Below are 12,722 nucleotides of genomic sequence, written 5' to 3' on the forward strand. Positions count from 1 at the left end.
CGTGATCGATGTCGGGTGGTATCTAAGCCTTGTCGGGTACCGCACCGCCGCCGAGATCCCCGGTGTGATCGAGCGCCTGCAGGCGTGCGGGATCACCTCGGAGATCCTCGACAAGGTTCTCAGCGCCCCGGACTCGCTGCTGTACGCCCCCGAACGCGACGGCGAGGACTGGGCGCAGGACTACGGCGGGCCGGCCGGTGCGGCACTGCTCACTGCCGAGCTGCTCGCCTACCTGTCCCATCAGCACCGCCTCGCCGCTCTGATCCATCGGGATCTGGTCACCGAGTTGGTGGCCACCGACTCGGTGGCCGCCGTCGCCGGCCATCTCGGGATCTCCGAAGTCGCGGTGGCCCGACTGTTTCTCGTCCCTCCCACCTCGCCGCCCACAGGCGACGCACCGACCGAAGGACCCACACCATGAGCACGCACGACTCCCCCGCCCTGTCCGACCTCGACAACATCGAACTCGCGATCCTCGCCGAACTGCGCTCACCGGAAGCGGTGGCCACGTTCGAGATGCTGCACGGCACCGTTCCGGAGGAGACCGGGTCGCGGTTCGCCGAGCTGCTGGCGATCATCAACGACATCTCGGGCCCGAACTTCGCTGTCGACGCATCGTTGAACCTGCTCGACGCGGTGCAGGACTCGGGCGACCTCGCGTTGGTCGTCGCGGCCGCGCCCACGCTCGACGATCCGGTCACCGCGCTCGCGCTCGCTCAGCTGTTGCGCACCATCCGCCAGGACTGACCTACGCCACCTGCATCGGTCCGCGAGACAGAGAAAGCCCCGACCACGCATGATGGTCGGGGCTTTCTGCTGTCCGGCGGGGTTCTAGTGCTGGGGCCAGCCGCGGACGAGCTTGTCGGTGCTCGCGTGCACGGCGTTGAAGGCGTCGACGAGGTATGTCAGCCACGACGCTGCGGTCTCCGGGTTCGGGACCAGCGTCGACGGAACGGCATTCTGCTCCTCGTCGGAGAGCTCATTGAAGTTGCTCGGGTAGTCGGTGGTGTCTCCGTCGACGATGTTCGGTGCGCCGTCGATCTCGTAGGTGATCACGAATTGGAGCTCGTGCCGGTTCGGGGCGGTGAACTCGGCCGACAGTGCGAGCTCGCCCCACAACCGCCGGTCGTAGGTGACGGCCCCGGAGTTGATCGCGGCCTGCAGCAGCCAGTGGGGCGTCCACAACGCTTGCGCGCTGCCCGGTTCGGGCCACTCGAAGTCGTCGTCGAGCACGCTGGCTTTGGCGAGGTCGAGAGTGAGCAGCGGCGCGGCCGGCGCGCGGGTTCCGTCGGCGGTGGGTGCGGTCATGGCCGATGCCTCCAGGGTGTCGGTGTGGGTGTGGGTGACGATGAGGACCCCCAGGTCGGTGCCGATGTTCGCACTGTCCCCGAGAGCGTCGAGCAGCCGTTCCGCCAAGGTTGCCGCGTCAACGGCGCGGTAGGTGCCCAGGGTGCTCCACGTCGCGGCGTCGTACGAGGTTTCCGATGCCGAGCACACCTGCACAGTCAGTGCACCGCTGCCGGTCGGGACGCGCTCGAGGTCGCCGGACGCGTCGACGACAGCAGCGATCTGCGCGCGGACGTGGACGGGCAGACCCGCATCGACAGCGGCACCGGTCGGGGGTGCGTTCGTGCGGTCCGGCGCGCCCTGTGGCGGCCGTTCGGCGTGCTCACCTGTCTCTGTCACTGTCCTCGTCTTTCGATTGTGGCCCGCAGAGCACCGTAGTGCCCTCGGCGTCGTCGACGCGCCGACCGGTATCCCTGCGGGTTCGTTCAGGAGGTCGGTGGTTGCCGAAAGTTGTTGAGCCTGTTGAACGCTGCTCGCTGCCGGGTGCCTAGTTCGACCATAAAGTCGAACAGGTCGGCTTCGGGTGCTTCTTCGGCGGCCTGAGTCAGTCGTTGGCCCGCGATGTGGAAGCTGCGGCGGTAGGACTGGGACAGGACGTTGTCGGCGTAGTGCACGGCCGCGACGGAGTGCGCGCCGGCGGTGACGATGCCCATGAGGCGTTTGCGTAGCGGGGCGTCTTTGGCTCCGTCGGCTCCGGATCGGATGAGTGCGCCGGTGACGGAGGCGAAGTCGTGGGGTTGGCCGGCGGTGATGAGGTCGACGATGTGGCCGTACATGCGTGCGTGCGCGGGATCCTCGAAGTCCGCCGCAGTGAGCGTGCTGGTGATCCGCTCGACGTCCGCACCGTTGGCGCTCTGGTTACGGACGTCCATCAGGGCGCACAGGAGCATTGCTTCGGGGTCGGTGGCCGGGTCGTAGCCGGGTTCGACCTCTGTGTCGAGGTCCTGTACGGGTGCGAGGTCCGCGCGTGCTTGCGCTGCCGGGTCGTCGCCGGGTGTGGGGACTGCGCGTAGTGCGTTCATCGTCGGGCCTCGCGTTCGTGTCTGTGTCGGGTCAGAAGTCGTCGTGAACGGGTGCGGGATTGCTGGCGGCCGCGCCTTCGGGGGTGGTCACGATGCGACTTGCTCGGCGTCGCCGTACGGGGTGTCGTTCTGTTCGGTGTCGCGCTCTGCTGCGAGTTCGGCATCGATCTGGCGGTCGATGTAGTCGGCGTCGGGGATGTAGGCGGGGACGAGGTGCATGGCGGTTCTCCTGTGTCGGTGGGGGTGTCAGGCTGCGAGTGCGTCGAGTCGGCCGATTCGGAAACCGGACCAGTCTTCGCGGTCACCGTCGCTTCGGTCGACGACCACGACGGGTGCTTGGAGGTAGCCGAGCTCGGAGGTGACGAAGTGGCGGGCGGTGTCGTCTTCGGTGATGTCGACGATTCGGTATTGGAGACCGTGCTTGTCGAGCCGTCGTTTCGTTGCATCGCATTGGTCGCAATTCGGTTTCGTGTACACGGTGATGGACATGGTTGCCTCCTTCTCGGAATTGTTCTATTGGCTTCTATTCTACGTCACAAACGACTTTTGCACCAGGTGTAAATACAGTCATTTATGTTGCGCTATAACAGTTTTCGGCGTTTTGTACTTACCCCTTTCGATGCCCGACGGGCCCCTCGAAAACGGGTGTGGATCCTTATATCGGGCTGCCTTTATTGCGTTCTTTTCGCTTCCGGGTGGCGCGGAAAAGAGACGCGGCGCACGGCGTCGACGGTCAATGCCTGGCCGGTGCGAGTGTTCGCCAGGGAGCGCAGCGAGTACGGGTCGGGCGAACAGTCGTGCTGGGCCCTGTGGGCCGAAGCGTGAGCGGAGCCAGGGGTTGATCCGGGAGACGACGGGTGATGCATTCTCGTTGCGCAGTCAGACGGGCCGAAAAGAACCTCCCCTTTGTCGTCGCGGGCGCGGAGCTCGTGGCCGTAGTTGTGTTCGTGCTGGTCGGTAGGGTGCTGGGGTATGGAGCGCTCGCGGATCGAACATGCCCTGTCCAAAGCTGTGGTGAACGCTGAGCCGCCGCCGTCGGAGCTGGCGCTCGATGCGATCGTCGCCGGTGTTCCGGTTGAGGACACCCGTCCACCCGCCGCCGACGTCGATATGGCGTGGCCGGCCCGTCCGACGTCCCTCTGAACGCTGTTCCGCTCTTTCTCTGCCACGCCTGACCTCACCGCCACCCGCCTGCTCTTCTGTCGTTGCTGCGGGCGGCGCGTTTGTCGGTGTGAGGGCTCGATGCCCGATGCACCGGCCCCGCGCCCGCGACCTGCGATTGCCGGGCGTGGCCACCTCGAACCGGTGGCCACGCTCGGCGGCGGGTGTCAGGTGTAGCTCTGTACTGCGCCGATGTGGGCGGCGATGTAGTCGGGGGTGATGACTGCGCCGATCCCCCTGACCTCTTCCGGTGGCATTCCGGCGTTGAGGACGCGGAGGAGAATTCCCGTCAGGCTCGGCAGCGGCACGTTGGCTCGTTCGGCGGTGCGTTCGGCGGCCTGTAGTGCTGCGTGAGCTGCTGCGCCGTCGCCGGTGCAGTACACGAAGTAGGCGGCGATGGTAAGAGCGTTCGCGCGGGCGGTGCCGCGTAGCGGGGCGGCGATGCGGGTGAACGCGTCGGCTGCGTCGGCGTCTCCGTGAACGGACATGGCCAGGAACGCGTCCCGGACCTCGAGGTGCCCGGTCGCCAGTGCCAGGCCGACGCGGGCGGTGAGGTCGGCGCTGGGGATTTCGCGGGCGTGGATGACGGCGGCGAGCTCGTCGAAGGTGACGGGCAGGAAGTCGGCGCCCATCGTGGCGGCGGCGGCGAGGGCGAGGGATTCGGGAATCTCCGTGGTGGGGGCGTATCGGGCCTCGAGGTCGGCGCGTGATGCGGCGATGACGGCTCCGTCTGCGGTGCGGGCGGTCGCGAGTGCGGTGGTGGCGGGGTCGGGGATGGTGCCGTCGGTGAAGCGGTCGAGATCGGTGAACGTCGTTCCTGCAGTGAGGCTGTAGGTGTGCAGGGCGCGGATGGTGCGGATTCCGGCGGCGGCGAGCGCGTCGCGGATGGCGTCGAGTCCGATCAGGGCTGCGCCTGCGTGGGTGGTGTCTGCGATGGCGGCGAGGATGACGGCGGTGATGGGGGTGTTCTGCCGGGTGAGCGCGTCGGTGATGATGCCTGCGGCGGCTTCGGCCTGGTGGGCGTCGACGCGGGCGGTGGGCGCGACCAGGTGGGAGCCGTTGCCGTCGTCGGCCAGGGCGATGATGACGACGGAGTTGTCGGGGGTGAAACCGAGCAGGGCGGGGATGGCGGCGAGGGTGTCTGCGGCGGTGGTGAGGGACATGCGGTGTTGGGTCATGGTGATGCCTTTCGGTGTGTGCGGGATGGGTTGGGGTAGCGCGGTTTTCAGTGGCGGAGCTCGCGGCGTGCGGTGCGGCGGTCGCGGCGTGCGCTGGCGCGTTTGACGGTGCGGCGAACTTTCCGGCTGCCGTGGCGGTGGACGATGATGTCGATTTCGTCGGCGGTGGTGGGGTGTTGTGCTCGCATGACGGTCCTTCCCTGTGGTTGGTTGCTGCTGGGTCTCACCGTGTGCGGGTGAGGTTGCGCAGGAAGCGGCGGATTCGTTCGGTGATGGACGGCGGGCCGGGGACGGTTACGTCGAACCAGTCGATGGTGTGCTCGTAGCAGGTGGGGCAGTCGTGGTCTTCGCATGGCGAGCTGTCGGGAGCGCCGCGTGTGTCTTCGTTGATGCACGGGAGGTCGGGGATGGCACCTGCGGGGCAGTTGTAGTCGCGGCAGTCGCATAGCGCGCCTGCGTAGAGCCGGTTGTTCTTGATTGCTGCGTAGTAGTCCTCGTGCATGACGGGCCTCTTCCCTCTCGACTGGTGGCCGGACCTGCTGCCCTGTCAATTTCTTTGTGCCGTGGTGGCTGGGGAGAGAAGTCAGCGCACGGGGCCGGAGTGTCAAGGGTCGGGCCGAAAAGTTTTCAGCCGGAGGCGTTTTGAAAAGTTTTCGGAGCCCTTGGGCCGGGAGCGGAGCGGACGCCGGCGGTTGATGCGGAGGTCACGGGTGATGAATGCTCGGAGAAGCCACCACGTCACAAAGAAATTGATTCTTTTCGCTCTTTCGAGTGCGGAGCGCAGCGGAGTTCGATTCGGTGCAGCCCGTAGGGGTGCGTGTGGCCCGCCAGGGCCTGCCTGTGGACGTGGCCGGCCGCTGGTGGTGGGACGCAGAACGCCGCCGGAGCTGGTGCTCTACGGCGGCGCGGTAGTGGGGTACGGCTGTGAACGTGATTGTGCGGGAGCGACGGAGGGTGACGACGCTCGGTGTCGCGGTAGCGCTGATTGGATGTGAGAGGGTGTCTTGCCTCGCGATGGCGGGGAGTTGTGTCGGTAGCCGGACTGTGGTTGTCGGTGGCCTGTGGCAGGGTCACCGCCTATGGATATACAGGTGGAGGCCGTGACGAGTCGGTCGCATTTGGATGACTGTCCTCGGTGCAGTAGCCCGATTCCGTTGCCGCTGGACAACTTCTGTTCCCAGTGCAGGTATCCGTTGCGGGTCGATTCGGAGGAGCGGGCGGCGAGGCTTCATGCTGCGAACCTTCGGCGGCTCCGTCGGCGTCGTGGTTAGAGCGGTCAGGTGGTGGCGGGTACGAGGGTGTCGGGTTCGACGAGGTAGGGGTAGCGACCTGGTTTTAGTGCATCGTTCCCAACCAGGACGAATTTTCGCGACGAGGACGAAGTCTTGCAACATTGATGCTTAGGGTTGCCGGCGATTCGGATTCGACAAACAATCACCGAAAACGACGAATGGACACTCCGATGACCAGCCCCACACCCCCGCCCGGATGGCACCCAGACCCGGGCGAACCAGGACTGATCAGGTACTGGGATGGAACCCAATGGACCGAACACACACAACCCGGCACAGAGCCGACAGCGGAGGAATCAGCGCCCACCGGTGCCGCTGAACCCGGCCGGCCCGCACGGGCAGGCGTGCCCCGCGCGGTCAAGATCGTCGGTGGCATCGTCGCGGCGTTCGTCGTGATCGGCGTGCTCGGTGCCGTCTTCGGCGACGACGAGCCTTTCGACGACTCTCAGGCTGCTGCACAATCCACGACGTCGAGCGCAGCGGCACAAGAAACGTCGACGCCCGCCCCGTCGACAACCACCCCGCCGGCCACTACCACCGTGCCGCCAACCACGACCACGACCACGACGTCAGCTGTGGCCGTCGTTCCCCCTGCTCCCGCGACGTATAAATCCGATCCGCGATGCGCCCCCGCGAATCAGTCGCTGGTGGATCTGGTCTCCTCCGGCTTTTCCGAATCTGGGCTGACCCTGACCAACGGCACGGTCATCGACGCCGGCGACTACACCTACATCGGCGGAACCACCCTCGACGCCACAGGTGGTGTCGAGAACCGATCCGATGTCTGGGTCGTCGCCAACGGCACCGTCTACTCTTCGACCGGAGGAGCGCGGAACACCACGAGCTGGCCGCGAGCCAGCTCCGAGTTGGACGTATCCCCCGGAGATCCCGAGGTCCAGGCCGTCGACGCGTGCGTCGTGGACCTCACCCGATGACGCCGTAGCCCTCAGGAAACGCTCAAGGGTCGGCCGAGAGCATTCTCGTCTCTCAAAACTAGAGCCAGGTAAATGATGGCCCAGCGTGCCCAGCTTCCCTCGTCCACCGTTCCACCCTAGGGTTTTTGGGTGCTGCCGGTCAGGTGGTGGCGGGTACGAGGGTGTCGGGTTTGACGAGGTAGGGGTAGACGCCGGGGCCTGGTGTCTCGTTTTCGACGAGCACCAGACCTCCGTCTTGGATCTCGCGTACGACGACGATGCCGGGTGCGCCGGGTGCGAGGTGGTAGCGGTCGCCGATATTCACGGGGTCTCCTGTGCTGCGGTGGTGTGTGTTGATTGTCGGTGCTCGAGGCCGATCCGGATGGCTTCTGCGGTGGTGGTGTCGGTCATGTAATAGGTGTGATGGCGGCGGCGGGGCACCACTGCCGATCGAGGTCGAGCCGTCCCATTTTGTTGCCGGTGGGGATCGAAAACGACACGCTCGCAAGCCAATCGCCGGTACCGGTCCGTGCCCAGGCGTACAAGGTTCCTTCGACGATGCTGTCCATGGCCAAGCCCTCGGCGCGGACTTTCAAAGGTGTGGTGTCGCGGAATCCTCCGCTTCCGGATCGTCCGATGGCGAGCGCGATGTTGACGTTCACCGATTTGGGTGGGTCGACGATGCGGCGGGTGGGTGGTTCGAAGGTGGTGGGCCAGGCATCGAAGATGCCGGCCTCGTTGTCGGTGGTCATTGCGCGACGGCGACGGGCCGGTGGACGGTGAGGTCGTCGGCAGGTGCGGGTGTCCAGCGCAGGCCTGTTTCGCCGAAGGTGGGGGCGGTGAGGGTGTAGCGGCCGGTGCGGTGTGGTGTTCCGCGGCCGTGGACGGTGGTTTCGAGGGTGATGGATTTGATGCGCCCTCGGCCCTGTTCGATTCCGCCGTAACCGGCGACGGTGGAGGCGATCGTGAGATCGGTACCGGGCATGTGTCCATCCGTCAGGACCAGGATGCTGGCATGTCGACGATTCCTGGCGAGCAAAGCCCTTGCGCGCGTTGGGGGTACGTCTCGGCCGTGCACGGTGGTGACGACCAAATCCAGCCCGTCGAGACAGATCGAGGCGGCGTCGAGCGGGTCACCTGCCCCGGGATCGACGAGGTGGACTTTCGCGAGGTCGCCGCCGTGTTCGTGGACGGCGAGCAGGCTCAGTCGGGGTTGGCCGATGAGGGCGACGTGGTGGCCGGCGGCGGAGGCTTCGGCGACGAGGGCGATGAGCATGGACCCGGCGCCGGTGACGGTGACGGCGGTTCCGCGGGCCAGGGCTCGGCGTGGGAGCAGCGCGGCGAGCGGTGGGGGTACGGGCATGGTGCGGAGGGTTTTGCCGCGTACAGCGCCGCTGAGCGGCTCCGGGTCGTCGGCCTCGCCCGCGAGGTCCGTACCACCCGTGGTGGGTGCCGCTGGTTCGGGTGCGGTGATGGTGGGGAGGTCGGTGGGTGCGTGGTCGCGGCGGCCGCCGGGGACGGTGGCCATGCGGCGGCGTAGGACGTCGAGTTGGGTGGCTTTGTCGAGGCCGGTGAGGTCGGGGATGGCGTCGGCGGTGGCCATGGGGATCGACCTTTCGCCGTGCCGGTAGGAACTACCGCCAGACTATCGAACGCGTGTTCGATAGTCGAATGTGCTGGTGAGCAGGTTCAGCGAGGAACGGCGCAGCCGTCGAGGTCATCCGCAGTGAAGGTCCAGGCGAGGTGCCGGTACAGGCGTAGAGCGTGTTTGACCTGGTCGAGGGCCTGGGAGACGGCCGGGTGGTCGGGGTCGTGGCCTTCCGATCGGATTGCTGCGCGCTCGTCGTCGTCCATGTCTTATTGGACGCACGGGGTGGTGCGGCGGTTCCGGCAACAGTCATTTACTCGAATGACTGGACGAGAAGGTTCGGAGGCGCGGCGGTGGCCGCGTCGACGGGCCGCTTCGAACGAAACAGGGCCGCGCATCTGTGATGCGCAGCCCTGTTCGATGTTGGGTGACGGTGTTCGCCAGTGCGCCTCTCGGCAGATGGCCGCTCGTAGCGGCTGATGGTTGGTACCCGGGGCATTGGGATCGAACGCCGTCAAGTCCTACAACGACAGTGCTGTCGGTGGTATTCCAGCCTGTGCGGGAGACAAAAAAGGGGGGTCCCGGCCCCGTGGTGGGACCGGGACCCCCGGAGGGCCTGGTGCTCAGTGGGTGCACCAGAAGGACCCGACCGGGATGGCTGCTCCCGGCTGCCCGGCGCACCACCGGCAGGTGGTGTCGTGCTCGATCCGTCCGAGCACTCCTTCGGCCTCCTCGATGAGGAGGGGCAGCTCTGCTGCGCTGGCGAGCGCGAGCGCTTCGGTGGCCCACCGGGCCGCGCGCGGATCTTCGGCGGGGAGCTGAGCGGCATTGCCGATGAGCTCGGTGATGATCTGGTGATCGTTGAGCAGGTTGTTGTTCATGACAGGGACACCTTCCAAAGGTTCGGATGAGACGTCCCCGATCGACATGACGAGGGTGGCCTGTCAACCTCGCAGAGGGAGCTTGCGACCGTGGGTTGACTGGTCGGGGTCCCCGGCATGTCAGACTCGGGCGACTCGTACGACCAAATTGGTGACCCATATGGGGCGGCCCCGGAGGGGACGTGCGACCGCCTGCGGTCGGCTTTCGATGGTTCGCCGATCCCCTACGCGGGCATTCGTCGTCGATGCCCCCGAATCCGTTGTCTCCGATGCTCGCCACTCCTGGGCCGCTCCCGTCCGGACCGGCCTGGGTGTGGGAATGGAAGTGGGACGCAACTGCGCGGGTTCACAGAAACTCGCGGACGATAGCGGCGCAACTCGCGCGTGGGTGGAGCATCAACCCCTGAGGGACAACCGCATTCGCAGACTGGCGACCATCAAACGCCTCCTGCGGCCGCCAGCACAGCCTCGCGTTGGATCCGGCAAAACCACTGCCGTCTACCGATCGGCTCCGGCCCACCCCTTCCCTCATACCCCCACGGGTACTTGCATACCCCCCTAGGTATGTGTCACAGTAGTGATGTACCCGCCAGAAAGGACCGCCATGTGCTACCCCGTCCCGTGCCCGGCATGCGGTAAGACCACCTGGGCTGGCTGCGGTCGACATGTCGACAGCGTCATGAAGAACGTTCCGCGGTCGCAGCAGTGCTCCTGCTCCATGGAGACACCCGCCCCAGCTACACGCGACAACTTCTTTCGTTCCCTGTTTCGTCGCTGACCCCCACCCCAACAGCACTCCACTGCATTTCGCAGGAATCTCTGGGCGTCTTCAACACTTCTGAATACCCCCACCCGTATTAGGAGAAGCAATTGTGACCAAGCCCGCTACCGCGGCGGCCACCGGCCGCCACGACCGCCATCGGCCACCGGCACCCGGCGCACTAGGCCGCCTGGGAAGCACGATGGTCGCCCGCCGCCGGTGGGTGTTCGGCATCTGGCTGATCGCCCTCGTTGCACTGGGATCGGCTGCACCATCGGTGTTCTCATCCTTGGCCGGGGCCGGCTGGCAGGCCAACGGTTCCGAATCCGTCCAGGTCCGCGAGCTCGCCCAGCAGCATTTCGGCGGCAATTCCTCTGCAGCAGTGCAGGTGGTCGTTCACTCCGACACCGCCACGATCGAAGACGCAGCGATGCAGCAGACACTCACCGACGTCGCGGCCGTATTCGACGGTGACACTCGCTTCGGTGAGGTCATCGCCCCCCAGCCGGGCATGACGATCAGTCCCGACGGTCACACCGGCATCTTGATCGCCGGCGCAAACGCGAGTACCGACGACATGGTCAAGGCCGTCGACGAGGTGAAGGGCGAGCTGACCGAACTCTCCGGCGACGGCATCGAGGTCTACCCGACCGGATCCTCCGCACTGTGGTCGGACTTCAACAAGGCCAACCACGACGCCATGATTCAGGCCGAATTGTTCTCCTGGCCGGTCACTTTGGCGATCATGGTGCTCGCGTTCGGCTCCCTCGTCGCCGCGGGATTGCCGCTGCTACTCACCGTTGCCGGCCTGGTCGCATCCGCAGGCGGACTCGTTCTGCTCAACGGCGTCACGCCGATCTCGGTGTGGGCGATGAACTTCGCGATGATGTTCGCCCTCGCCCTCGGAATCGACTACGCCCTGTTCATCGTCGCCAGGTTCCGCGACGCACTGCGCAACGCCGATCCACGTGCCGCGGTCGCCGAAACCATGGACACCGCAGGCAAAGCCGTGGTCCTGTCCGGTCTGACGGTCTTGGTGAGCCTCTCGGCCGTCCTGCTCGTTCCCGCACCGGCGGTGCGCACCATGGCCGTCGGCATCATGCTCGCCGTGACCTTCGTGCTGATCGCCACCATGACCCTGCTCCCCGCAACCCTGGGTGCACTCGGTTCCAAGGTCAACGCCGCCTCCCTGCCCTACGCCAAGCGCCAGCAGCACCGCTCCCCGAAATTCGCAGCCTGGGGTGAACTGCTCCACAAGCACCCCTGGCCGTTCGCTCTGGTCTCCGTCGGCATCCTCATTGCGCTGGCCCTTCCGGTCCTCGGACTGAAAGTGGCGATGCCCTCGATCGCCGTCGTCCCCGAAGACGCACCGGTTCGCCAGGGTTACGAGCTCGTCCAGGCCCAGTTCGGTGCCGGCGCACCCGGCGCACTGCAGATCGTCGTCCCGTCCGCGGATGCCGCCGCGACCGCCACGGCAGCCAGTACCGTCGACGGGATCTCGATGGTCACTCCGCCCCAGCCTGCCGCGGACGGCTCAAACTACTCACTGCTACAAGCACTTCCCACCGTTGACCCCTCGGACGAGAGAATGGGCACCATCCTCGGTGACCTGCGCGCCGAACTCCCGGAGTCGGCGTTGGTCGGCGGTGCCCCAGCGGAGAACCTCGATCTGCAGCAAGCACTGAACGACTACCTACCGCTGGTGATCGGTATCATTCTGGCGCTCGGTTTCATCCTGCTGCTCGTCGCCCTCCAAGCACCGCTGATCGCGATCCTCGGCACCGCAGTCAGTCTGCTCTCGACCGCCGCAGCGTTCGGGGTCGCGAAGCTGATCTTCCAGGACGGGCACGGCGCATCACTGCTCGGATTCACCCCGCAAGGCTTCCTCGACGGCTGGGGTCCGGTGTTCTTCTTCGCGATGATCTTCGCCATCGCCATGGACTACACAGTGTTCCTGCTCGCCACCGCGAAAGAGCACTACGAGAAGACCGGGGACCCGAAAGCCGCTCAGGTCGACGGCCTCGCCCACTCCGGCCGGGTCATCTTCGCCGCCGCCGCGGTCATGGTCGCAGTGTTCTTCACCTTCGCACTCTCCGATCCGCTCCCACCGAAGGAGATGGGCATCATCCTCGGCGTCGCGGTACTGCTCGACGCCTTCTTGATCAGGCTGATCCTGCTGCCGGTCCTGCTGCGTTTGAGCGGACACGCCGCATGGTGGTCACCGGCCTGGCTGCGCAAGGTGTTGCCCTCGATCAGCTTCTCGCACTGACCACCCTTACAACCCGAACGGAGCAATCATGATCGATCCGAACACCACTCGCTCGTCCGCGTTCGCGGGCTGGCCGATCGAACGTATCGTCCCCGCCCTCGCCGCCGGCGTCACCGCCACCGGCCTGGCCCTCGGCGAACTCCACGCACCGCAGTGGCGACTGCTCAGCGCGTTCGCTGCCGCGAACCTCGCCCTTTACGCAGCGGTCGGCTGGTGCCCGGCCAGCGCGCTTCTCACCAGGGTGGGCGTGCCGAGTATTCGCCAGCCCCGAATCGGGTAGGCCCAGATCACCGCAGTTCGACGACCGAAA

At 66.2% G+C, this 12,722-nt stretch carries 18 protein-coding genes; 6 read left to right on the forward strand and 12 right to left on the reverse strand.

Annotated elements, in window-relative coordinates:
* The first annotated feature begins 1 nt into the window (after window position 1).
* Together QM588_RS23520 and QM588_RS23525 are read left to right on the forward strand one after the other, a co-directional pair.
* A complete protein-coding gene (locus QM588_RS23520; protein WP_283317005.1) occupies window positions 2–421 on the forward strand; it encodes a hypothetical protein in 420 nt (139 codons plus the stop codon).
* Window positions 418–747, forward strand: a complete 330-nt coding sequence (locus QM588_RS23525) for a hypothetical protein (protein ID WP_283317006.1) — start codon at window positions 418–420, stop codon at window positions 745–747. The genes QM588_RS23520 and QM588_RS23525 overlap by 4 nt, the downstream gene beginning before the upstream one ends.
* 84 nt (window positions 748–831) lie before the next feature.
* On the opposite strand, the gene QM588_RS23530 is transcribed toward QM588_RS23525, so the two are convergent.
* The 4 genes from QM588_RS23530 to QM588_RS23545 all read right to left on the reverse strand — a co-directional run bounded on the left by QM588_RS23530 (window position 832) and on the right by QM588_RS23545 (window position 2,858).
* Window positions 832–1,686 carry a hypothetical protein gene (locus tag QM588_RS23530; protein ID WP_048320457.1) on the reverse strand — a complete coding sequence of 285 codons (855 nt, stop codon included), beginning with the start codon at window positions 1,684–1,686 and terminating at the stop codon, window positions 832–834.
* 86 nt (window positions 1,687–1,772) lie between these two features.
* On the reverse strand, window positions 1,773–2,369 hold the full coding sequence (locus QM588_RS23535) for a DnaB-like helicase N-terminal domain-containing protein (protein WP_053068867.1): 597 nt from the start codon (window positions 2,367–2,369) through the stop codon (window positions 1,773–1,775).
* 87 nt (window positions 2,370–2,456) lie between these two features.
* Window positions 2,457–2,588 (reverse strand): hypothetical protein, encoded by a 132-nt coding sequence (locus tag QM588_RS23540; RefSeq protein WP_254924082.1) that lies wholly within the window; start codon window positions 2,586–2,588, stop codon window positions 2,457–2,459.
* 27 nt (window positions 2,589–2,615) lie between these two features.
* A complete protein-coding gene (locus QM588_RS23545; protein ID WP_008719967.1) occupies window positions 2,616–2,858 on the reverse strand; it encodes a glutaredoxin domain-containing protein in 243 nt (80 codons plus the stop codon).
* 483 nt (window positions 2,859–3,341) lie between these two features.
* Here QM588_RS23545 and QM588_RS23550 point away from each other — a divergent pair, with 483 nt between their 5' ends.
* The gene (locus tag QM588_RS23550; RefSeq protein WP_155289019.1) at window positions 3,342–3,512 is read left to right on the forward strand and encodes a hypothetical protein; all 171 of its coding nucleotides are present in this window, start codon (window positions 3,342–3,344) and stop codon (window positions 3,510–3,512) included.
* A gap of 185 nt (window positions 3,513–3,697) precedes the next feature.
* Here QM588_RS23550 and QM588_RS23555 read toward each other — a convergent pair whose 3' ends face one another.
* From QM588_RS23555 to QM588_RS23565, 3 genes are read right to left on the reverse strand one after another with little or no spacing between them, the layout of a single operon-like run.
* Window positions 3,698–4,708: a DUF4192 domain-containing protein gene (locus QM588_RS23555; protein WP_080966390.1), complete on the reverse strand. Its 1,011-nt coding sequence runs from the start codon at window positions 4,706–4,708 to the stop codon at window positions 3,698–3,700.
* Between the two features lie 47 nt (window positions 4,709–4,755).
* On the reverse strand, window positions 4,756–4,896 hold the full coding sequence (locus QM588_RS23560; RefSeq protein ID WP_155289018.1) for a hypothetical protein: 141 nt from the start codon (window positions 4,894–4,896) through the stop codon (window positions 4,756–4,758).
* A gap of 35 nt (window positions 4,897–4,931) precedes the next feature.
* Window positions 4,932–5,210 (reverse strand): hypothetical protein, encoded by a 279-nt coding sequence (locus QM588_RS23565; RefSeq protein ID WP_032382539.1) that lies wholly within the window; start codon window positions 5,208–5,210, stop codon window positions 4,932–4,934.
* A 960-nt stretch (window positions 5,211–6,170) separates the two neighbouring features.
* Here QM588_RS23565 and QM588_RS23570 point away from each other — a divergent pair.
* Window positions 6,171–6,935 carry a DUF2510 domain-containing protein gene (locus QM588_RS23570; RefSeq protein WP_283317017.1) on the forward strand — a complete coding sequence of 255 codons (765 nt, stop codon included), beginning with the start codon at window positions 6,171–6,173 and terminating at the stop codon, window positions 6,933–6,935.
* A gap of 139 nt (window positions 6,936–7,074) precedes the next feature.
* Here QM588_RS23570 and QM588_RS23575 read toward each other — a convergent pair whose 3' ends face one another.
* The 5 genes from QM588_RS23575 to QM588_RS23595 all read right to left on the reverse strand — a co-directional run bounded on the left by QM588_RS23575 (window position 7,075) and on the right by QM588_RS23595 (window position 9,383).
* Window positions 7,075–7,239 carry a hypothetical protein gene (locus QM588_RS23575; protein ID WP_155291232.1) on the reverse strand — a complete coding sequence of 55 codons (165 nt, stop codon included), beginning with the start codon at window positions 7,237–7,239 and terminating at the stop codon, window positions 7,075–7,077.
* A gap of 82 nt (window positions 7,240–7,321) precedes the next feature.
* The gene (locus QM588_RS23580) at window positions 7,322–7,666 is read right to left on the reverse strand and encodes a hypothetical protein (RefSeq protein ID WP_283317019.1); all 345 of its coding nucleotides are present in this window, start codon (window positions 7,664–7,666) and stop codon (window positions 7,322–7,324) included.
* Window positions 7,663–8,517: a hypothetical protein gene (locus QM588_RS23585; protein WP_037174611.1), complete on the reverse strand. Its 855-nt coding sequence runs from the start codon at window positions 8,515–8,517 to the stop codon at window positions 7,663–7,665. The genes QM588_RS23580 and QM588_RS23585 overlap by 4 nt, the downstream gene beginning before the upstream one ends.
* 86 nt (window positions 8,518–8,603) lie before the next feature.
* Window positions 8,604–8,768, reverse strand: a complete 165-nt coding sequence (locus QM588_RS23590; RefSeq protein WP_155419085.1) for a hypothetical protein — start codon at window positions 8,766–8,768, stop codon at window positions 8,604–8,606.
* A gap of 357 nt (window positions 8,769–9,125) precedes the next feature.
* A complete protein-coding gene (locus QM588_RS23595; protein ID WP_032374125.1) occupies window positions 9,126–9,383 on the reverse strand; it encodes a hypothetical protein in 258 nt (85 codons plus the stop codon).
* A gap of 962 nt (window positions 9,384–10,345) precedes the next feature.
* Between QM588_RS23595 and QM588_RS23600 the strand changes: the two genes are divergently transcribed.
* Both QM588_RS23600 and QM588_RS23605 read left to right on the forward strand, forming a co-directional pair.
* A complete protein-coding gene (locus QM588_RS23600) occupies window positions 10,346–12,412 on the forward strand; it encodes an MMPL family transporter (protein ID WP_027494152.1) in 2,067 nt (688 codons plus the stop codon).
* A 28-nt stretch (window positions 12,413–12,440) separates the two neighbouring features.
* Window positions 12,441–12,692 (forward strand): YgaP-like transmembrane domain, encoded by a 252-nt coding sequence (locus tag QM588_RS23605; protein WP_027494151.1) that lies wholly within the window; start codon window positions 12,441–12,443, stop codon window positions 12,690–12,692.
* The last annotated feature ends 30 nt before the right edge of the window (window positions 12,693–12,722 follow it).

The sequence above is a fragment of the Rhodococcus sp. IEGM 1354 genome, assembly GCF_030056855.1.
Lineage (GTDB): Bacteria > Actinomycetota > Actinomycetes > Mycobacteriales > Mycobacteriaceae > Rhodococcoides.

Coding starts and splice junctions, on each gene's coding strand:
- QM588_RS23585 (WP_037174611.1), bottom strand. CDS start 8,517: ATGGCCACCGCCGACGCCATCCCCGACCTCACCGGCCTCGACAAAGCC.
- QM588_RS23555 (WP_080966390.1), bottom strand. CDS start 4,708: ATGACCCAACACCGCATGTCCCTCACCACCGCCGCAGACACCCTCGCC.
- QM588_RS23600 (WP_027494152.1), top strand. CDS start 10,346: ATGGTCGCCCGCCGCCGGTGGGTGTTCGGCATCTGGCTGATCGCCCTC.
- QM588_RS23525 (WP_283317006.1), top strand. CDS start 418: ATGAGCACGCACGACTCCCCCGCCCTGTCCGACCTCGACAACATCGAA.
- QM588_RS23590 (WP_155419085.1), bottom strand. CDS start 8,768: ATGGACGACGACGAGCGCGCAGCAATCCGATCGGAAGGCCACGACCCC.
- QM588_RS23560 (WP_155289018.1), bottom strand. CDS start 4,896: ATGCGAGCACAACACCCCACCACCGCCGACGAAATCGACATCATCGTC.
- QM588_RS23580 (WP_283317019.1), bottom strand. CDS start 7,666: ATGACCACCGACAACGAGGCCGGCATCTTCGATGCCTGGCCCACCACC.
- QM588_RS23550 (WP_155289019.1), top strand. CDS start 3,342: ATGGAGCGCTCGCGGATCGAACATGCCCTGTCCAAAGCTGTGGTGAAC.
- QM588_RS23605 (WP_027494151.1), top strand. CDS start 12,441: ATGATCGATCCGAACACCACTCGCTCGTCCGCGTTCGCGGGCTGGCCG.
- QM588_RS23535 (WP_053068867.1), bottom strand. CDS start 2,369: ATGAACGCACTACGCGCAGTCCCCACACCCGGCGACGACCCGGCAGCG.
- QM588_RS23570 (WP_283317017.1), top strand. CDS start 6,171: ATGACCAGCCCCACACCCCCGCCCGGATGGCACCCAGACCCGGGCGAA.
- QM588_RS23540 (WP_254924082.1), bottom strand. CDS start 2,588: ATGCACCTCGTCCCCGCCTACATCCCCGACGCCGACTACATCGACCGC.
- QM588_RS23545 (WP_008719967.1), bottom strand. CDS start 2,858: ATGTCCATCACCGTGTACACGAAACCGAATTGCGACCAATGCGATGCA.
- QM588_RS23565 (WP_032382539.1), bottom strand. CDS start 5,210: ATGCACGAGGACTACTACGCAGCAATCAAGAACAACCGGCTCTACGCA.
- QM588_RS23595 (WP_032374125.1), bottom strand. CDS start 9,383: ATGAACAACAACCTGCTCAACGATCACCAGATCATCACCGAGCTCATC.